Origin of the sequence: Maridesulfovibrio pacificus (SeqCode) (assembly GCF_048612815.1) — a bacterium.
Taxonomy (GTDB): domain Bacteria; phylum Desulfobacterota; class Desulfovibrionia; order Desulfovibrionales; family Desulfovibrionaceae; genus Maridesulfovibrio; species Maridesulfovibrio pacificus.
In genome coordinates, this window is record NZ_JBLZNE010000001.1 from 79,128 (window position 1) to 97,233 (window position 18,106).

Below are 18,106 nucleotides of genomic sequence, written 5' to 3' on the forward strand. Positions count from 1 at the left end.
TTTAAATAGCTGCTTCTCTAAAAGAAGGCAGAGTCGCACGCGCTAAGGAAGTCATGGCAAAGAATACCGCAGCAACAATAATGATCGCGCCGCCGGAAGGTACGGGAATTTCATATTGCATTGGTATTATTACACCCAGCAGGCAACTCAAGGTGGCAAAGAGCATGCTGTAGAAGAAAAATCCGCGCATGGATTTGCTGATGTTGCGTGCAGCCGCAGCCGGAATAATGAATAATGCCTCCACCAGAACAGCGCCAACTATCTTAAGCGCTGCCACGGTAATCACGGTAATGATGAGGATAAACATGTAATCCATCAGCTTGACGTTGATACCGCGCACATGGGCAAGGCTGGGATTGAAACTCGCCAGCAGAATTTTATTGTACATGGGTAGGCAAACTGCTGCGCAAAGTATGCAGATGACAGCCAGCACGTTGATATCGGTATTATTCACGGTCAGGATGGAGCCGAAAAGGATGTTGTCCAGCACATGCATGTTGACCTTTCCGGTTACGTAGAGCAGCACGCAGGCACCAACTGCAAGGGAAATGGAGAGAAACACCCCGATGACCGTATCCGAGGACATACGCGTCCGGTTGCGGGTGTAGTTCATGAGCAGGCCGAAGAGGATACAGAAGCCGAACAGTGAGACATAGGGCGCGGTGTATGGTTCGCCAAGGACTATACCGAGTGCGACCCCGGTCAGCGCAGCTTGTCCCACAGCCTGCGAGAAGAAGGCCAGCCGTTTAGCAACCACCATAGTTCCTATTCCCCCGAGAATCGGTCCTGCCAGCAGAGAGCAGATCAGGGCATTGATGACAAAGGCATACTGGAAGTAATCCGGCAGGGAGCCGTTTCTGCCCATTTCCATTAATGGGGTTCTGATCAGGTCATAGATGAAATCCATTATGCTGCCTGCCTTGCTGAACTGAATATGCTCATGATGCGTTCTGCGCTGAGTTCTTCTGCGGGACAACCGGAGAAAAGAATTTCCCGGTTGATGCAGGTTACGCAGTCACCGATTTCTTTTACTTCCATAAGGTCATGGTGAATGATCAGGATTGTTACTCCCTTGGCTTTCAATTCCTGAAGCAGACCGCGCATTATGGCTGCCCCTGCCTTATCCAGCCCAGTTGTGGGTTCATCAAGAATAAGCAGAGAAGGCTCGGGAAGCAGGGCTTGGGCCAACAGCACGCGCTGTCTTTCCCCGCCTGAGAGCTGTCCGAAAATGCGTTTTGATTTACCCGCCATGTTAACCCGTTCCAGAGCAGTTCTGATCGCCTTCCAATCCTTGGCTGCTGGGTTCATGAAAGCTGGCCTGTTCTGGCAGGTCATAGACATGAAGTTTTCTACTGTAACCGGAAGGGTGGTGTCGTAGTTCAGGGTCTGGGGTACGTAGCCTATGATTCGGTTTTCATGCCAGTCTATGCTGATGTTTCCTGAATGGGGCATTTGACCCAGCAGGGAGCGGAGCAGGGAGGTTTTGCCTCCACCATTGGGGCCTATAATGCAATGCAGGGCACCGGAATGGATTTCAAAGTTTAAGTCTTTGAGAATGAGGGTGTTGCCGAGAGTCAGGCTGACGTTTTCGAAGTTGATCGAAGGGCCGTACTTTGTTTTGAGCATAGTGTTCATCTATTTCCCGTCCTTGATTTTGTGGGCCTCGATTAAGGCATCAGTCAGGGCTTTTATGTTGGCTTCAATTCCTTGTTCGAAATCGTCCGGGGTGTATGATCCTCCGGTAAGATGGGAGAGGTGGCGGATGCGGATACCTGTTTCTTCATGGATGGTATCCACGTATTTGTCGGGGAAATGCATTTCGGTGAAGATGACGTCAACGTTGAGCTCTTTGATCTTCTTGATCGTCTTGGCCAGCTGGTTTGCTGTCGGTTTAAGGCCGTGGTTGGGTTCTATTACGGCTGTAACCTGAAGGCCGAAGTCTTGCAGCAGATAGTCGTAGCCGCCATGAATGGTGGCGCAGCGGAATTCAACATCGGGCAGGTCGGCAATGCGTTGCATGTATTTGGCTTTGAGCTTGCGTAATTTGCGTACATACTTTCGGCCATTTTTTTTATAGAAATCGGCATTCTCGGGATCAATCTCAGCCAATGCTGCAGTAATGGTGTAAATCTGCTGGATAGAGGTGGTCACTGAGATGAAAGTGTGCGGGTTGACGATTCGCAGATTGTCCATGTTTCCAGCTACCGGAATTAGCGATACATCCTTGTTGGCAAAAATGAGCGGAATTTTACCTTTCATCTGGGCAGCTTCCAGAATTTCCATCGCGAATTCATCATGACCGATGCCGTTAACCACCAGCACATCCAGATCCATTACCCGTTTGATGTCTTCCGGTTGCGGACGGTAATTGTGGGGATTGAAACCGTCACCGATCAATGACTGAACTACAGCATGATCCTGAACTATGTTGGAGACAAAGCTGTAATAGGGATGAAGAGTTGTACCGATTACCAGTTTTTTGGCTTGCGCGTGAGTTGTTATTGAAATTACCAGCAGTGCAGTCAGCAGTAGAATTTTAATACGTGACATGATTTATCCTTTTATCTTTTTGATTTCATCTTCGCCGCTATAGGCGATTACTTCTTTCCATCCTGATGAAATAAAACCCTGATCAGTTGTGATCTCAGGAGCCATTTTGTCTGCTGAAGGGTGGAACCATATTTCATATGGTGCATGGCTTGGTTCTGTGCGGTCGTTGCTAAGCTGCTGGTTATGATCATGCAGAAAGAGAAGTATGAAGGAACCGGTATTTTTCCCTTCTTCCGGATGACCGGTATACAAGGCAATATCTATGGAGCCAGAAGGACGAAGAGACCGAGTCCAGCTGAAGCGACCATTCTTCTTCCACGATGCGTCTTTAGTGAAAGGAGGCATCAGTTCATCTTCAAGCTGGACTATAGTCAGCCATTCGGCCTCTTCCTCGTGAATTACATTGATTTCAACCGCAGCTGTGTAAAGCCCGTTGAAAATAACAAGTTCTTTTTCGTTGAGATGCGAAAATGCCCTTATCTGAAAATCCGCCAATACTGCAATCTGAGATTGCTTCTGGTTGATAAAGATGAGCGTTGCGCAGGTTATGCTCACAACTAGTGCAGCAAGCAGGACATACATAGTCTCCTTGCCTTTACCTGAAGGTGAAATCAATTTTCGGGATGGTTCATTCATATGATTTCCTATAACTTGATACTGGGGATGAAAATCATTATCGTTGTATTGTGAGCACGTCAAGTCAAGGTAGAGATAAATAACCGGAGAATATTTGGAAGTAAAAAAGCCGCCGGGTGTTAACCCGACGGCTTGAATATACTTATTGGTGCAGAGGCTATCTGCGGCGTCTGTCGTCACGTCTGTCATCACGACGTCCGCCGCCGCGTCTGTCATCACGTCTGTCGTCACGGCGACCGCCGTCACGTCCGCCACGTCCACCACTGGGGCGTCCGCCGCCCATCTTGAATTTTTCAAGATCAACTTCCTGTCCGGCCTGCTCCATGAGCCATGCCTTACGGGAAAGACGGATACGTCCGTTAGGCTGTACTTCAACAACTTTAACGGTGATTTCCTGACCAAGCTGTACAACATCGGTAACTTCAGCGATGCGTTCAACATCGATCTGAGAGATATGCAGCAGACCTTCGAGACCGGGAAGGATTTCAACAATCGCACCGATTTCAAGGATCTTCTTAACGGTACCCACGTAGTTCTTGCCCAGTTCTGCGGTCTGGTCATAGTACTGAACCATTTCCACAGTTTTCTTAAGGGATTCAAGAGTGGGAGCGAAGATGGAAACCTTACCGGAATCTTCAATGTCGATGTCGGCTGCGGTTTCAGCAGTGATAGCTTTGATGTTTTTACCGCCGGGTCCGATGAGATCACGGATCTTTTCGGGGTTGATCTGCAGTACTTCCATCTGGGGAGCGTTAACTGAAAGTTCCGCTCTGGGCGCGGGCATGGTCTGCTTCATGTCATCAAGAATGATCTGACGGGCATCTTTAGCCTGAGCAAGTGCTCTGCGCAGAACATCAGCGGGGATACCGCTGATCTTGATATCCATCTGGATTGCGGTAATGCCTTCTTCAGTACCGGCAACCTTGAAGTCCATATCGCCGAGAGCATCTTCATCACCGAGGATGTCGGTAAGTACGAAGTACTCATCGCCTTCCTGGCAGAGACCCATGGCAATACCTGCTACGGGTGCGCTGATGGGTACACCGGCGTCCATAAGGGACAGGGTGGTACCGCATACGGTAGCCATGGAGGAAGAACCGTTGGAGTCCATAACCTCGGAAACTACTCGCATGGTGAAGGGGAAATCTTCAGCCTTGGGCAGAACCGGACGCAGTGCGCGCTCAGCAAGTGTTCCGTGACCGATTTCACGACGGGAAGGCGCACGCAGGAATTTAGCTTCACCCACGCAGTACGGGGGAAAGTTGTAGTGCAGCATGAAACGCTTGGTGTCTTCACCGATCAGGGTTTCAAAGCGCTGCTCATCACGTGTGGAGCCCAGTGTGCAGACAGCGAGAGCGGAAGTCTCACCGCGGCGGAACAGGGCGGAACCGTGGGTCATGGGCAGGTTGCTCACTTCCATGGAAAGATTACGTACTGTGGTAAGGTCACGACCGTCGATACGAACGCCCTGTTCAACAATGCGTTTGCGGACGATTTTCTTTTCGAGGTCTGCCATGGCATCGCCGACAGCTTTAGCTCTTTCAGGCTCTTCGGGGAATTTTTCCTCGACCATAGCCTTGGCATTAGCTTTAACTTCGGACTTTGCAGCCTTGCGGTCCATCTTGCCGGGGACGGTCAGAGCTTTGTCCAGATCAGCGGAGAAGTTCTCGGTAACGAGGGTGATGACTTCATCGTCTTTTACGGGTTCGGCAACATCCATCTTGGGACGGCCGACTTTTTCGCGCAGAGCGTCCTGCAGGTCGAACATGGGAGCCATCTGCTCGTGGCCCCATTCCAGTGCTTCAGCAATGGTGTTCTCAGACAAGAACTGTGAGCTACCTTCAACCATGATCACAGCGTCGCGAGTTGCGGCGAATACGAGGTTGAGGTCGGACTGTTCAGCAACACCTTTGTAGGTGGGGTAAAGTACGAACTCGTTGTTTACGAGGCCGACACGAGCAGCAGCAACAGGACCGTTGAAAGGCAGGTCGGAGATATGCAGGGCTGCGGATGCACCGGTCATTGCCAGTACATCTGGGTTGGTGTCGGTGTCAGCGGAAAGAACGGTTGCGATAACCTGAACTTCGTCGCGGTAAGCTTTGGGGAACATGGGGCGGATAGGGCGGTCCATGAGACGGGAAACGAGGGTTTCACGGTCAGAAGGACGGCCTACTTCGCGGCGGAAGTAACCGCCGGGGATGCGACCCGCAGCGTAGGTTCTTTCAAGATAGTTACAGGTCAGCGGGAAAAAGTCGCGCGGACCGTCGGCAGGCATACCTACAGCAGTAACGAGAACAACGGTGCCACCGGACTTGATCAGTACGGTACCGTTGGTCTGGTTAGCCATACGTCCGGTTTCCAGTGTGATGTCGAGATTACCGACATGACCGGTTACGGATGTGGGTTCAAAAGGTACTAACATTTAGATTCCTCTCTAAATAAGTTGTAATGACGGAACCCGGTGCTGTCCGAATTTTCCAGCCGGCTAAGGGAGGATTTCATTTCGGGGATGAACCCCTTCCTCAGCCAACTAAAAATTGTTGCAGGAGAGCACGGATTCCACTGTTGGATTCAATCTAACTACCATCTATATGATGTAAAGTCAGATGGAAATACAAATGTGTGAATATTTATAAAAAAAGGGGAGGGTAAACCCTCCCCCGAAACTGCTTATTTGCGCAGACCAAGTCTTGCAATAAGATCGCGGTAACGCTGAACGTCTTTGGACTTCAGGTACTTCAGGATGTTTCTGCGCTGGCCGACCATTTTCAGCAGGCCGGTGCGGGAGTGAAAATCCTTTTTGTGGGTCTTGAAGTGGTCGGTCAGGTATTTGATTCTTGCAGTAAGAAGAGCAACCTGTACTTCAGGGGAACCGGTGTCACCAGGTTTGGTCTGGTATTCTTCAATAACTTTTGCTTTTGTTTCAGCAGTCATAACCATAGCGTTATCCTCCAGTTCATGTCTAAAACATGAACGATTAGTTTGTGCCGGAAGTTGAAATTCCCGCGGGGAATCAGCCCCACAGGCCGCGAAGAATTACCCAGAGAAGCTTGCCGTCGATCAGCTTTGTCTCCATAAGAGCCAGAGCAGTACCGTCAGATTCAAGGAACATAGCCCTTTCACCTTCGATAATTTCCTGATCAGCAGCTATATCCCCGACAGGTATCCTTGTTCCGTTCTTGATGGATTTGGACATGTTTTCCGAAACGGTAAACTTGTGCCAATGGGGCAGGGCATCCGCGAGGGGAATGATCCGTGCCTCAAATCCTTCTGGATCGGCAAGAACCTCATCGAGGTTGTGCGCTTCGCTCAGCCTGAAAGGCCGGCTTTCTTCACGCCTAAGTGATTCCATTACCGCGCCGCATCCGAGCCGCGACCCCAAGCTATGGACCAGGGAGCGAATGTAGGTGCCAGCAGAGCACCCAACCCGGAAACGGGCCATTGGCAGACTCACTTCCAGCGGTTCTGCATCAAATATCTCAATGCTCTTGATTTTGACCGGGGTTTCTTCCCCTTTTCTGGCCAGTTCATAGAGCGGTTTGCCATTATGCTTTGCAGCCGAATAGGCAGGAACTTCCTGACTAGTCAAGTCATTCCAGTGTAAAATTTCATTTTCCACCATTTTTTCCGTAATTTCGGAAATGTCGCCGGTGGATGTCTCAGTACCCTGAATATCGTAAGTGTCTGTAGTTCTACCTATACTTAAACTACCGGTGTACACTTTATCATGTCCCAGCAGATAAGGCCCGAGTTTTGTGGCCTGACCGAGCATTACCAGCAGCACGCCCTCGGCCAGAGGATCAAGGGTTCCGGCATGGCCGATCTTGTACTGCTTCAGTTCACGTTTGATGGAATTGAGGCAGTCTGTAGATGTGGGGCCGCTAGGTTTATTCAGAACCAGAACACCGTGCTTCTGGAACGGGCTTTTTTTAGGTTTTCTTCCCATATTCTAAAACTTTTAACTCATTACTTTATCACCGATAGCAGCGATAAGTCTTTCGCGCACGGTGTCAGGGGTGTTTTCAATAAGTCCGCCGCTGGCGTTTTTGTGTCCGCCGCCCCCGAAGAGGGAAGCAACCACCTGAACATTATCACGGGACTGGGAACGCAGGCTGAATTTGTAGCGCATAGGACTGTCCTCGCGGATAAGCACTGCCACGCGTACTCCTTGAATGCGCAGGATAAAGCTGACCAGTCCTTCGCAATCAGGGCCGGCTGCTCCGGCTTCATCAAGCATTTCCTGTGGGATGAAGAGCAGGGCGGTCTGACCCTCATGATACATTTCAATTTTGCCCAACGCAGTGGCCCAGAGATTTATGCGTTTCATGGTCCATTGGTTGCGGATTTTAGGTACGAACTCACCAAGATCAAGACCGTAGCGGATGATGTCCGCAATGATTTCGAGGGTCTCTGGCTTAGTGTTGTTGTATGTGAAAAATCCGGTGTCAGTGGCGATGGACAGGTATATTGATTCGCCTAGCTTGCCGGAGAGAGAAATTTTCAGTTCTCTGGCAATAAGAGTGATCATTTCACCTACTGCCGGACGGTTGGTGTCCACCCAGTTAACAGCAGCAAAACCGGAATTGCCCATGTGATGGTCTATGTTAATGGATTTTTCCGGATCAATGGCGTTCATGAGTGTTTCGCCCATACGCGGAGCGTCACCGCAATCGAGGATGATATACCATCCGTCAAATCCTTTAGGGAGTTCAGTCTGGATGGGGGAAGGTGTCTCGAACCAATCCATTGCCTCGGGCTTCCCGCTCTGATTGTAGAGGCGGAAGCGTTTTCCGAGTTTTTCGAGGATATAGCCCATAGCGGCAGTGGAGCCCAGGGCATCTCCGTCAGGATTGAAATGAGCTGCTACGAGAAAGTCGTCCTCTTCTTTAAGAATCCGACATATCTCTTTCAGTCGAGCTTCCATAAACCATCTCCTCAAGGAAGTTGTCGTGCACGAACCTGAGTTCGGGAATTTGACGGACACGGATACGTTTGCTCAGTTTGCTGCGCATATAACCCTTGGCTTTGTCCAGAGCTTTGACCGCAGCAGCAATTTTTTCCTTGTCCCCGGCCATGGTGAACATCACCTCGGCGATTTTGTTATCTTTGTTCATACGTACTCCGCTGATGGAAACCATTTCCAGACGCGGGTCGCCGATCTCTTCGATGAGCATTGTGGCAATTTCGCGCATGATCTGGTCGCCCATTTTTACGGAGCGGCGTGATGTAGACGTTTTCATATTGTTTACCTGTCTTTCTAAAAAAATATTCCTGATCTAGCAGATCAGGAACTGAAAATTTCTGTTTCGCAATGAATCAATTCAGCCGGGGCCATGGCTTCGATCATTGCTAGTGCTTTGGACAAAGTTGATTCAACTTTGCGCGTTTCGTTGGCTACGGTCACTGCGGCGAGTATCAGCCTTTCATGGGAGTCCATTGCTTCAACTTCTGATACCGAGAGGTTGAATTTGTTTCGAAGCTTCTGCTTCAGGCTGAGGGATACCTTGCGTTTTCCCTTAAGTGATCTGTTTCCGTGCAGTCTGAATTCCAGTGACAGTACGCCGATTATCATAGCTCGTAATTTTAAAAACAGGGACGGACCAAAGCCCGCCCCTGATTATTTCATTCTTATTCGAGAGTTCTTGCTACTTCGACAACTTCGAAGGCTTCAATTACATCGCCTTCCTTGATGTCGTTGTATTTTTCAAGACCGACACCACACTCGTAGCCCTTGGCCACTTCCTTGGCGTCATCCTTGAAGCGCTTCAGAGAGGTCAGAGCACCGGTGTAGATAACTACGCCGTCACGCAGCAGACGAACCTGAGCATGTCTGGTCAGCTTGCCATCGACCACGTAACAACCGGCGATAACACCGACTTTGGGTACGGAGAAGGTCTGCTTGACTTCTGCCTGGCCGAGGTACTCTTCCTTGATATCGGGGGAGAGCATGCCGCCCATAGCGTCTTTGATTTCTCCGACCAGCTTGTAGATGATGTCGTAGAAGCGGATTTCCACTTCTTCGCGCTCTGCGATTTCCTTGATCTTCACAGTCGGTCTTACGTTAAATCCGATAATGATCGCCTGTGAAGCGGAAGCCAGCAGGATGTCGGATTCAGTGATCGCACCGGCACCGCCGTGGATAACTTCAACCTTGATCTCATCAGTAGCCAGTTTGGCAAGAGCTTCGTTAATAGCTTCAAGTGAACCCTGTACGTCGGCTTTAAGGACAACGTTGAGGGTCTGTGCATCCTGATCCGGTTTGGAAGCGAGGAAGGATTCAAGGGTAACCTTGGATTTACCTGCCAGTTCGCGTTCACGGTGCTTGAGTTTACGTTCCTGCGCAATGCGGCGGGCGACTTTGTCGTCAGCTACGCAGATAAACTCATCACCGGCTTCGGGGATGCCGTCAAAACCCTGAATCTCGACCGGGAAGGCCGGACCGGCGGTTTCAATTTTGCGACCGCGGTCATCAAACATTGCACGGACACGACCATGGTAGAGACCACATACAAAGGGATCACCCTGATTGATGGTACCTTCCTGAATGAGGACGGTTCCCACAGGACCACGGCCTTTGTCGAGCTTCGCTTCAACGATGTTACCGCGAGCACCCTTATCCGGGTTGGCCTTGAGTTCGAGAACTTCAGCCTGCAGCTGTACCATCTCGAGCAGGTTGTCGAGACCGGTTCTCTGTTTAGCTGAAACAGGAACGAACATGGTATCGCCGCCCCAGTCTTCAGGTACGAGGTCGAATTCTGCCAGTTCGCGCTGTACGCGTTCCGGGTTAGCACCTTCTTTATCCATCTTGTTGACTGCAACAACGATGGGTACGCCTGCTGCCTTGGAGTGAGAGATAGCTTCACGGGTCTGATCCATGACGCCGTCATCAGCAGCTACAACGAGGATAACAATATCGGTAACCTGCGCTCCACGCATACGCATGGTGGTAAACGCTTCGTGACCGGGAGTATCGAGGAAAACGATCTCACCGCGGTCGGTGGAAACGTGGTACGCACCGATGTGCTGAGTAATACCACCAGCTTCGCCGTCGGTAACCGCACTGTGGCGGATAGCATCCAGCAGGGATGTTTTACCGTGGTCAACGTGACCCATGATGGTCACGATGGGCGGACGGGGCTTAAGGTTTTCTTCTTTATCCGCTTCGCTGGTCGGAATAAGCAGTTCTTCTTCGGAGTAAGATACGTTTTCAACTTCGTATTCAAACTCTGCGGCCAGCAGGGTAGTGGTATCAAGATCCAAGGACTGGTTAATAGTTGCCATTACACCGAGACCGAAAAGGGTCTTGATGAGTTCCTGAGCCTTGAGTCCCATCTGGTGGGCCATGTCGGAAAGACGGATAGCCTCATTGAACTTGATTTTACGTTTTGCAGCTTTAAGAGGTTTCTGAACGACAGGAGTCTGTTCAACACGGTTCTTGCCTTTTTTGCCTCTTTTCTTGCCGCGAAACTTGCTTTCGAGTTCTCTTTCCTGATCGTTCTTGCGATGATCTTTACCGAACTCAACGACGCGTCTATCCTTCTTGAATTTCTTCTTCTTGCTCTGATCATTGGCGGGAGCCGGAGCACCTGGAACAGGTCTGCCGCCACCGCCGCCACCGCCACCGGGACGAGGGCCAGCAGGTCTACCGCCACCGGGACCGCCGGGACCGCCAGGACGACCGGGACCACTAGGACGACCGCCGCCGGGACGACCGGGACCGCCAGAACGACCACCGGAAGGTCTGTCCTCAGCAGGACGGCGTCTTGCTCCGCCCGGACCTTCTGCTGCACGCTGTGCTGCCTGAAGGTTGGGATCAGGTCTGGAAATGATTTTTACTTTGGGCGCTTCAATTTCTTTTTTCTTTTTGCGCTTTTTCTTCTTAGGCTCGGCTTCTTTAGCTTTTTCGCTTTTTTCTTCTACTTTTTCAGCAGTTTTTTCTTCAGCCTTGCTTTCTTTTGCTTTGGCAGTTTTTTCAGCCGGAGCTTCAGCAACGGGTTCTTTTTCTTCAACAACCTTGGCGGCGGGGGGAGTTTCCACTTCGGGTGTTTTAGGTTCTTCTACTGCGGGGGCTTCTTCTTTTTTCTCGATATCTTCAGGCTTAATAACTTTTACCATGGGCTTCTCGCTTTTAGCGGGAGCCTTTTTGGCAGGCTTTTTCTTTTCAGGTGCCTTCTCTTTTGCTGCTTCCTGTTTTTTCTCAGCAGGAGCTGCTTTCTTTTCTTCTTTTGCAGGAGCCTCATTTTGAGCCTCCGCCTCTTCGGCTTTTGCTTTGCCGCGTCCGCCTTTACGACGGCGTACTATTACACCGGGCTGAACCTCACGCTGTTCAACTTTTCCGGACTTACCGGAGAGTTCCTTGCGGATGGTCTCTGCCTGTTCCGCATCAATGGTGGCTACAGTGCTTTTAGCCTGCACACCGATTTCGCGGAGTTTTTGAAGGATGTCTTTGGTATTGACCCCGAGCTCGGTGGCCAATTCCTTTACTTTGATTTTTGAAGCCATATGGTTCTACCCCCTGAAGTTCTTCTTCCGTGGCCGAAAAAATTTAAATCTTTCAAGGCATTTGTCATTGCCGCAGACGTAATAGCCTCGGCCCTGCATTACCTTTTTTTCATCCGGAATAAGCTCGCTGTCGGAAGCCCCCTTGCCCACAACGAACCTGAACAGTTCTTCTTTGGCAAAACGCTGCCTGCAAATGACACATGATCTCGTAGGTTCATGTTTTTCTGTGCTGTCCTTTCCGGTCAAATACAACTGCCTTTATTGAGTCTCCGGGGTTACCCCCGGAGTTTGTTATTCTTTAGATTCCTGTTCTTCGGATTCTTCGCCGTCGGTTTCTTCAACCGCTTCTTCTGCCGGGGAAGTTTCTTCAACCTGAGCTTCCGCTTCTGCAGGAACTTCGATTTCAGTCTCTTCCACAGCATCTTCAACGTCACCGATGCCAAGCAGCATGATTGCGGACTTCATGTCAGAGACCTTGGAAGGAGTCATGCCGGAAATGGACATGAGAATTTCCTCGGAAGCGTTGGCAACCTGGCTGACGGTTTCAAATCCTGCGGAGAGGAAATTATCAACCGGAATTTCAGCAACACTTGCCAGCTGGTCAAGACCCTTGCTTGCGGCGTTCATTTCGCCGTAACGGCTTTCAGTGAAAACATCAATCTTCCAACCCAGCAGTCTTGAAGCGAGCTTTACGTTCTGTCCCTTGCGGCCGATGGCAACGGTAAGCTGGTCATCGGGAACAACAACTTCAAGAGTTTTCTCTTCTTCATCCACAGCAATTCTGGTGATCACCGCAGGGGAGAGAGCATTCTGGGCATACATGGCGATGTCCTGACTCCAAACAACGATATCGATGCGTTCTCCGCGCAGTTCCTGAACAATGTTCTGAATGCGGGATCCGCGGATACCGACGCATGCGCCTACAGGATCAACATCGCGGTCAAGAGAGTTAACTGCCACTTTAGCACGCAGTCCCGGATCACGGGCAACACCCATGATTTTGACGGTTGCATCGTCAACTTCGGGAACTTCTCTTTTGAAAAGTGCGCTCATGTAGTCAGGATGGGAGCGGGAAACAGTAATCTGGGGGCCACGGGATTCTTTCTGTACATCAATGATGAAAGCCTGAACCCGGTCTCCGCGTTTGTATCTTTCGCGGGGGATCTGTTCGCCCTTGGGCAGTACTGCTTCGGTGCGGCCGAGGTTGATGATCCAGCCGGTACGGTCGCGGCGCTGAATGATACCGCTGACAATTTCATGCATGCGGTTTTTGAATTCATCGTAGATGATTTCCTGTTCTGCATCACGCATGCGCTGGATAATAACCTGCTTAGCGGATTGCGCGGCGATCCTGCCCAGATCTTCGACTTTGAGTTTGAAACCCATTTCATCGTCAATCTGTACGTTGGGATCGTGTTCTTTTGCTTCTTCGAGTGTGATCTCGCTGATTTCGTCTTCAACTTCCTCAGCAACTACCTTGAACTGGTAGACCTCGATTTCACCGGCATCTTCATTGAAGTTGACTTCGATATCCATGGCGTCGCCATATTTGCGGGCCACTGAAGAACGTACCGCTTCTTCAAGGGTATCGATGAGCAGGTCTCTGTCGATTCCACGGTCCTTGCTGATCTGGTCAATCGCTTTTTTGAGTTCAGAACCCATATCGCTCCTCCGCTTCGGCACAATTTCCATGACACATGATCTGTGCCGACTAGCCGAATGACTGCCTTATTAATTTATTTAAACTCGTGAATGAGTTTTGCTTTCTTTATTCTATCCCATTCTATTTTGATGGGATCTTCCTGATCTTCGAGCTGGAGCAGGAGCCCTTCCTCGTCGGTTTCCTGAAGGAGGCCTTTAAATTTCTTGCGGCCTTCGATGGAGAAGACAAGGGCGATGTCAATTTTATTGCCTACATAGGCGGACATCTGCTCCGGTTTGAAAAATTTTCTTTCCAGTCCGGGTGAGGAAACTTCAAGAACATATGCGCTGTCGATTACTTCTTCAACTTCAAGCATGAGACCTACGTCTCTGCTTACTTCTGCGCACTGATCGATGCTTACGCCATTTTCACTGTCGATATAAATAATGACAGCCGGACGGTTGGCGGAAGTTACTTCCACGCCCCAGAGGGTCAGCCCCATTGTTTCAATGGTAGGCTCCACGAACTGGCTTACTTTTTTGGCTAATGAGCCCTGTTCCACGACTTACCCCGTGTATCTGGTTTTCAGGCGGACAAAATAAAAAAAAGTGGACCCGAAGAAGGCCCACCTCAGCATCTTAACCCAACGAAAGGTTGAAAAAATTGAGGCTGATGCGAATGTATGAGGTTTGCCTGAAACTTCAAAAGTCTAGATGTATGCCCGTTGGGAACACTGAGATACACCCGCACCGAGTTCAGCAACTTAGGCGTTACCCGAATCAATGTCAAGCCCTGAATGAGTGTTCGAAAATAAGGAACGAGAAGAGTTAATGGGACTTTCCCGGTTACGGGTCTGTTGATAAGTATCATTATATTATAGTACTCGCAACCCGTTACCCTTTGACTTTAGCTTACCCTGCATGTAGATTTGACTTACCGTAGAACGGATTTATTATTTAATTATACGGAACAGAATATTAAAACAGGATAAAAAAATGCCGGTACTTACTGATAATATAGTTGCAGGGCCCGCAGGGCACGTGCAGGCAGCCCCGGCTGCTACCTTTAGTGCCGGTCCGGCAGGTTCCACCGTTCCCGGACCTGCAGGGCATGTGGTCATAACCCCGGCTACGCAAGGTGTGCGCAGTCTTGACGCTACCATAGCCTTTGAGGCTGAAGATGCTACTATCGGGTACCAGAGCCCTGAGGTTACTCAGGGTGTAGTGCCTGAAGTTACGGTTGGGGTGGTGGTTCACCTTTCTACCTGATAGTTAATCCGACTGATTGAATCTGTCCCGGTCAAGTGTATGCTTGGCCGGGATTTTTTTGTTTCCATGCCTTTTGGCCTGCACTTTGCAATAACTGGTGCAGCAACTAATGCGGAGTAAATCCTCTTTCAGGAGAAAAAGACATGCGATCCAGTATTTTCAGTGCCCTATTCGGGGCCATGTCCAACGAACACAGGATTGATATCAGCGCCAATAATTTGGCGAACGTCAATACTACCGGTTTTAAACGTGACAACTGCGCTTTTCAGGACACGTTTATCAGGTTCGCCCATGACTATGTGGCTGATGCCAAGCCTTACCTCAGGGATAAAGACCAGCTGCCGGAAGCAAAAATCATGGCCCGTCCCAGACTTTCCGAAGAAGTGATCGACATGTCGCAGGGTTCTTTTCAGAAAACCGGCAATCCGCTTGATCTGGCCATTCGCGGGGACGGTTTCTTCAAAGTTCAGAAGAACGGAGAGACCTTCCTTACCCGAAACGGTGTTTTTACCCTTTCATCTGAAGGAACCCTCGTTACTGAACAGGGGTATCCGGTCATGGCTAATGGCGGGGAGGTCAACCTTCCTCCTCGTTCCAGAGTAGCCGTTGATGGCGAAGGAGTGATCTACGCGGATGGTCAGGAAGTCGGCAGGCTCGATTTCGTCCAGCCTGCAGATCCTCGCACCCTTAAGAAACAGGGGGAAAACCTCTTTGTTAATGAAGGTGGAGAAATACCCGCAGAAGGTGAAGTTGCTCAGGGCTACATTGAAAAATCAAATGTGGAAGTCGTGAATGAAATGGTTGCGATGATTGAATGTCAGCGCAGCTTTGAAATGTATCAGAAAATGATCACCACCACCGACCAGCTTGACCAGAAGGTTATTCAGCAGGTTGGCCGGGCAATGATGTAATAAATTAAAACAGGGGGATAAAATTATGATGCGTTCACTCTGGACAGCGGCCACAGGTATGGTTGCCCAGCAGACTCACATCGATGTTCTTTCCAACAACCTTGCCAACGTGAACACTCAGGGGTTCAAAAAAAGCAGGGTGGAATTTGAAGACCTCATGTACCAGACTATGCGAATTGCAGGTTCTGAGACCGAAGGCGGTAACAGGCTGCCCACAGGTATGCAGATCGGTATGGGTGTAAAAGAGGTCAGTATCCACAAATTCTTCAGTCAGGGTTCTTTTGAAAGTACCGGTAACCCTCTTGATATAGCTATCGAAGGTAACGGTTTCTTTCTTGTGGATCGCAATGGCGAAGACGCTTACACCCGCTCCGGTGCTTTTAAGCTCGATAGTGATGGGCGTCTGGTAACCTCAAACGGTTATCCGCTTCAGCCTGAATTTACTGTGCCCGCCGAAGCTGTGAATGTGGTTGTTTCTGAAGATGGTCATATTGCTGCTCTTGATAAGAACGGTACCGAACTTTCCAGTGCCGACATCACAATTTACGACTTTATCAACGAAGCCGGCTTGAATGCTGTAGGTAAAAACCTTTACGTGGAAACTGAAGCTTCCGGTGCAGCCATTCAGGGTACTCCGGGTGAAGATAACTTCGGTACTCTCGCTCAGGGTTACCTTGAAGGTTCCAACGTGGAACTGGTTGATGAAATGGTAGGGCTTATTGTCGGCCAGAGGGCTTACGAGACCAACTCCAAAGCCATCACCACTTCCGACTCCATGCTCCAGACCGCAATTAACGTTAAACGATAGTAACTAACTGACAGGACGGGTTTTATTATGACTAAGGCAGGTTTTATCAACATGTTTCGCAAGGGTGCATTGATGCTTCTGATTGCTGCGCTGTTGGCTTCTTTTGCGGCCGACCCGGCAACAGCTTCAAAGGAAAACACCGACTGGCGGATCAGGATCAAGTCTGCCGCTGTGGTTAATGGTCCAAGGGTTACTCTTGGTGATATCGCCGAATTTTACGGCGATCTCCCTGCACAGACCAAAGCAGACCTTTCCGCGGTGGAGCTTTGGAATGCCCCGGCCCGTAGCCGTAAACCTGTCAGGGTGAACCGAAGTAAGCTGCGGGTTATTCTGCAGCACTATCTTGGTGAGCTGGTTCGTAATTGCATTATCCCGTCTACCCTGACCATGCAGTCCGGCGGCAAAGTGATGTCGCAGGAGCAATTGCAGAGGTCAGTAGTCAAAGTCTTGACTCCACAGGCAGAAGGCATGAATGGCGATTACAAGTTCAGGGATTTCAAGTTACCTCCATATTTGTTTTTTAAAGATTCCATGGACAGTTTGAGGGTCCATATCCCCCGGGCCCTTGAACCGGGAAGCAATAGTTTCAGAATGGAAGTGGTCAGCGTTGACGGAAAAGTTATACGCAGATTGGCCGGCTCCCTGTTCGTGGATCTTTGGAAGCCTGTTCCCTGCCCCGTTCGCCCCATTAACCGTAAGGAATTGGTTACACCTGATCTGATCACCTGGAAGAGCAAGAATATGGCGCACTTGGGTAATCAGGTATGGGATGGTAAAGGCGGGCCGTGGCGGGTTAAGGTTCCAGTGGGAACCGGACAGCCGATCATGCGTTCGTCCATTGAACCGGCTCCGGTTATTGCCAGAGGTGACAAGGTTACCTTGATGTTCAGAGGCAAGAATTTGAAGCTCACCGTCCCTGTGGAGGCTCTTGAGGATGCCGGGGTTGGTCAGAAGATCACGGTACGTAATTTGCAAAGTAAGCGTAAGGTTATAGCGACCGTCGTCAACGCCCAAACCGTTCAGGTTAAGTAATTAAGCGGAGGAATGAATAAAATGAAAAAAACAACACTGGCAACTATGCTTCTTTTAGCCATTTGTGCCGGGTGCTCACCTGTTAAGCAGGCTCCGACACCCATGCCGGTTATGACTCCGCCCGCTCAATACGAACCCGAACCTATGAATAACCCCGGTTCATTGTTTGCTGCTTCTGATTCTGAATATCTTTTTGACGATAACAGAGCCAGACGAATCGGCGATATCGTGGTTGTCACAGTTTCTGAAACAAGTAAGGGTAAGCATACTTCAGATTCAAAGGCAGAGAAGAAAAATGATACCAGCCTTGCCGTTACAAATTTCAGTGCCGGTCTAGCTACAGCTGTCGATCCCTTTAATATGAAAGGTGGTGCCGGTGATACTCCGCTGATCGGTTCTGCTACCTCAAATAAATTTTCAAGCACCGGTGAGACCAAGAACGAGTCAACTCTCACCGCTTCTGTTGCATGCAGGGTAGTCCGGATTCTTCCGGGCAATGTCATGCAGGTGGAAGGTGCGCGTCAGGTACGTATCAATGATGAAACTCAGGTTCTGGTCGTGCGCGGGCTGCTTCGCCACCGCGACATAGGACCCAGTAATACCGTGGCATCCAACTATCTGGCCGATGCCCATATCGAAGTCTATGGCCGGGGCATTCTTGCTGACAAGCAGAGACCCGGATGGCTTTCAAGAATTCTTGATAATGTATGGCCCTTCTAATCTCAGGGCATATTTAATAAGGTTTTATAAGAGTTAC

Annotated in this window: 19 protein-coding genes; 5 read left to right on the plus strand and 14 right to left on the minus strand. The window is 49.9% G+C overall.

What is annotated here, in order from left to right:
- Position 1: 1 nt before the first annotated feature.
- The 14 genes from ACNI23_RS00365 to rimP form a co-directional block, all read right to left on the minus strand.
- Positions 2 to 907: a metal ABC transporter permease gene (locus ACNI23_RS00365; RefSeq protein ID WP_420246023.1), complete on the minus strand. Its 906-nt coding sequence runs from the start codon at positions 905 to 907 to the stop codon at positions 2 to 4.
- Positions 907 to 1,635, minus strand: a complete 729-nt coding sequence (locus ACNI23_RS00370; RefSeq protein WP_420246025.1) for a metal ABC transporter ATP-binding protein — start codon at positions 1,633 to 1,635, stop codon at positions 907 to 909. Before ACNI23_RS00370 ends, ACNI23_RS00365 begins: the two co-directional genes overlap by 1 nt.
- Positions 1,636 to 2,550: a metal ABC transporter solute-binding protein, Zn/Mn family gene (locus ACNI23_RS00375; protein ID WP_420246027.1), complete on the minus strand. Its 915-nt coding sequence runs from the start codon at positions 2,548 to 2,550 to the stop codon at positions 1,636 to 1,638.
- A gap of 3 nt (positions 2,551 to 2,553) precedes the next feature.
- Entirely contained in the window at positions 2,554 to 3,375 is an 822-nt protein-coding gene (locus tag ACNI23_RS00380; protein ID WP_420250544.1) for a DUF6162 family protein, read from the minus strand.
- Positions 3,344 to 5,608 carry a polyribonucleotide nucleotidyltransferase gene (pnp, locus tag ACNI23_RS00385; RefSeq protein WP_420246028.1) on the minus strand — a complete coding sequence of 755 codons (2,265 nt, stop codon included), beginning with the start codon at positions 5,606 to 5,608 and terminating at the stop codon, positions 3,344 to 3,346. The genes ACNI23_RS00380 and pnp overlap by 32 nt, the downstream gene beginning before the upstream one ends.
- 248 nt (positions 5,609 to 5,856) lie before the next feature.
- A complete protein-coding gene (rpsO, locus tag ACNI23_RS00390) occupies positions 5,857 to 6,126 on the minus strand; it encodes a 30S ribosomal protein S15 (RefSeq protein ID WP_420246029.1) in 270 nt (89 codons plus the stop codon).
- Positions 6,127 to 6,199: 73 nt separating this feature from the next.
- On the minus strand, positions 6,200 to 7,132 hold the full coding sequence (gene truB, locus ACNI23_RS00395) for a tRNA pseudouridine(55) synthase TruB (RefSeq protein ID WP_420246031.1): 933 nt from the start codon (positions 7,130 to 7,132) through the stop codon (positions 6,200 to 6,202).
- Positions 7,133 to 7,144: 12 nt separating this feature from the next.
- On the minus strand, positions 7,145 to 8,110 hold the full coding sequence (locus ACNI23_RS00400) for a DHH family phosphoesterase (RefSeq protein ID WP_420246033.1): 966 nt from the start codon (positions 8,108 to 8,110) through the stop codon (positions 7,145 to 7,147).
- A complete protein-coding gene (rbfA, locus tag ACNI23_RS00405; RefSeq protein WP_015850884.1) occupies positions 8,073 to 8,426 on the minus strand; it encodes a 30S ribosome-binding factor RbfA in 354 nt (117 codons plus the stop codon). Before rbfA ends, ACNI23_RS00400 begins: the two co-directional genes overlap by 38 nt.
- Positions 8,427 to 8,470: 44 nt before the next feature.
- The gene (locus tag ACNI23_RS00410; protein WP_015850885.1) at positions 8,471 to 8,758 is read right to left on the minus strand and encodes a DUF503 domain-containing protein; all 288 of its coding nucleotides are present in this window, start codon (positions 8,756 to 8,758) and stop codon (positions 8,471 to 8,473) included.
- 56 nt (positions 8,759 to 8,814) lie between these two features.
- On the minus strand, positions 8,815 to 11,688 hold the full coding sequence (infB, locus tag ACNI23_RS00415; protein ID WP_420246034.1) for a translation initiation factor IF-2: 2,874 nt from the start codon (positions 11,686 to 11,688) through the stop codon (positions 8,815 to 8,817).
- Positions 11,689 to 11,694: 6 nt separating this feature from the next.
- Positions 11,695 to 11,940 (minus strand): YlxR family protein, encoded by a 246-nt coding sequence (locus tag ACNI23_RS00420; RefSeq protein WP_420246035.1) that lies wholly within the window; start codon positions 11,938 to 11,940, stop codon positions 11,695 to 11,697.
- Between the two features lie 39 nt (positions 11,941 to 11,979).
- The gene (nusA, locus tag ACNI23_RS00425) at positions 11,980 to 13,350 is read right to left on the minus strand and encodes a transcription termination factor NusA (RefSeq protein WP_420246036.1); all 1,371 of its coding nucleotides are present in this window, start codon (positions 13,348 to 13,350) and stop codon (positions 11,980 to 11,982) included.
- A gap of 74 nt (positions 13,351 to 13,424) precedes the next feature.
- Positions 13,425 to 13,892, minus strand: a complete 468-nt coding sequence (rimP, locus tag ACNI23_RS00430) for a ribosome maturation factor RimP (protein WP_420246037.1) — start codon at positions 13,890 to 13,892, stop codon at positions 13,425 to 13,427.
- Positions 13,893 to 14,325: 433 nt separating this feature from the next.
- Between rimP and ACNI23_RS00435 the strand changes: the two genes are divergently transcribed.
- From ACNI23_RS00435 to ACNI23_RS00455, 5 genes are all read left to right on the plus strand, one after another.
- Positions 14,326 to 14,598 (plus strand): hypothetical protein, encoded by a 273-nt coding sequence (locus ACNI23_RS00435; RefSeq protein ID WP_420246039.1) that lies wholly within the window; start codon positions 14,326 to 14,328, stop codon positions 14,596 to 14,598.
- A gap of 143 nt (positions 14,599 to 14,741) precedes the next feature.
- Positions 14,742 to 15,509 (plus strand): flagellar basal-body rod protein FlgF, encoded by a 768-nt coding sequence (flgF, locus tag ACNI23_RS00440; protein ID WP_420246041.1) that lies wholly within the window; start codon positions 14,742 to 14,744, stop codon positions 15,507 to 15,509.
- Positions 15,510 to 15,534: 25 nt separating this feature from the next.
- The gene (gene flgG, locus ACNI23_RS00445; protein ID WP_015850893.1) at positions 15,535 to 16,317 is read left to right on the plus strand and encodes a flagellar basal-body rod protein FlgG; all 783 of its coding nucleotides are present in this window, start codon (positions 15,535 to 15,537) and stop codon (positions 16,315 to 16,317) included.
- Positions 16,318 to 16,344: 27 nt separating this feature from the next.
- Positions 16,345 to 17,349, plus strand: a complete 1,005-nt coding sequence (gene flgA, locus ACNI23_RS00450) for a flagellar basal body P-ring formation chaperone FlgA (protein WP_420246042.1) — start codon at positions 16,345 to 16,347, stop codon at positions 17,347 to 17,349.
- A 21-nt stretch (positions 17,350 to 17,370) separates the two neighbouring features.
- On the plus strand, positions 17,371 to 18,069 hold the full coding sequence (locus ACNI23_RS00455; protein ID WP_015850895.1) for a flagellar basal body L-ring protein FlgH: 699 nt from the start codon (positions 17,371 to 17,373) through the stop codon (positions 18,067 to 18,069).
- Positions 18,070 to 18,106 lie beyond the last annotated feature (37 nt).

Coding starts and splice junctions, on each gene's coding strand:
- ACNI23_RS00365 (WP_420246023.1), bottom strand. CDS start 907: ATGGATTTCATCTATGACCTGATCAGAACCCCATTAATGGAAATGGGC.
- ACNI23_RS00370 (WP_420246025.1), bottom strand. CDS start 1,635: ATGAACACTATGCTCAAAACAAAGTACGGCCCTTCGATCAACTTCGAA.
- ACNI23_RS00375 (WP_420246027.1), bottom strand. CDS start 2,550: ATGTCACGTATTAAAATTCTACTGCTGACTGCACTGCTGGTAATTTCA.
- ACNI23_RS00380 (WP_420250544.1), bottom strand. CDS start 3,375: ATGACAGACGTGACGACAGACGCCGCAGATAGCCTCTGCACCAATAAG.
- pnp (WP_420246028.1), bottom strand. CDS start 5,608: ATGTTAGTACCTTTTGAACCCACATCCGTAACCGGTCATGTCGGTAAT.
- rpsO (WP_420246029.1), bottom strand. CDS start 6,126: ATGGTTATGACTGCTGAAACAAAAGCAAAAGTTATTGAAGAATACCAG.
- truB (WP_420246031.1), bottom strand. CDS start 7,132: ATGGGAAGAAAACCTAAAAAAAGCCCGTTCCAGAAGCACGGTGTTCTG.
- ACNI23_RS00400 (WP_420246033.1), bottom strand. CDS start 8,110: ATGGAAGCTCGACTGAAAGAGATATGTCGGATTCTTAAAGAAGAGGAC.
- rbfA (WP_015850884.1), bottom strand. CDS start 8,426: ATGAAAACGTCTACATCACGCCGCTCCGTAAAAATGGGCGACCAGATC.
- ACNI23_RS00410 (WP_015850885.1), bottom strand. CDS start 8,758: ATGATAATCGGCGTACTGTCACTGGAATTCAGACTGCACGGAAACAGA.
- infB (WP_420246034.1), bottom strand. CDS start 11,688: ATGGCTTCAAAAATCAAAGTAAAGGAATTGGCCACCGAGCTCGGGGTC.
- nusA (WP_420246036.1), bottom strand. CDS start 13,350: ATGGGTTCTGAACTCAAAAAAGCGATTGACCAGATCAGCAAGGACCGT.
- ACNI23_RS00435 (WP_420246039.1), top strand. CDS start 14,326: ATGCCGGTACTTACTGATAATATAGTTGCAGGGCCCGCAGGGCACGTG.
- flgF (WP_420246041.1), top strand. CDS start 14,742: ATGCGATCCAGTATTTTCAGTGCCCTATTCGGGGCCATGTCCAACGAA.
- flgG (WP_015850893.1), top strand. CDS start 15,535: ATGATGCGTTCACTCTGGACAGCGGCCACAGGTATGGTTGCCCAGCAG.
- flgA (WP_420246042.1), top strand. CDS start 16,345: ATGACTAAGGCAGGTTTTATCAACATGTTTCGCAAGGGTGCATTGATG.
- ACNI23_RS00455 (WP_015850895.1), top strand. CDS start 17,371: ATGAAAAAAACAACACTGGCAACTATGCTTCTTTTAGCCATTTGTGCC.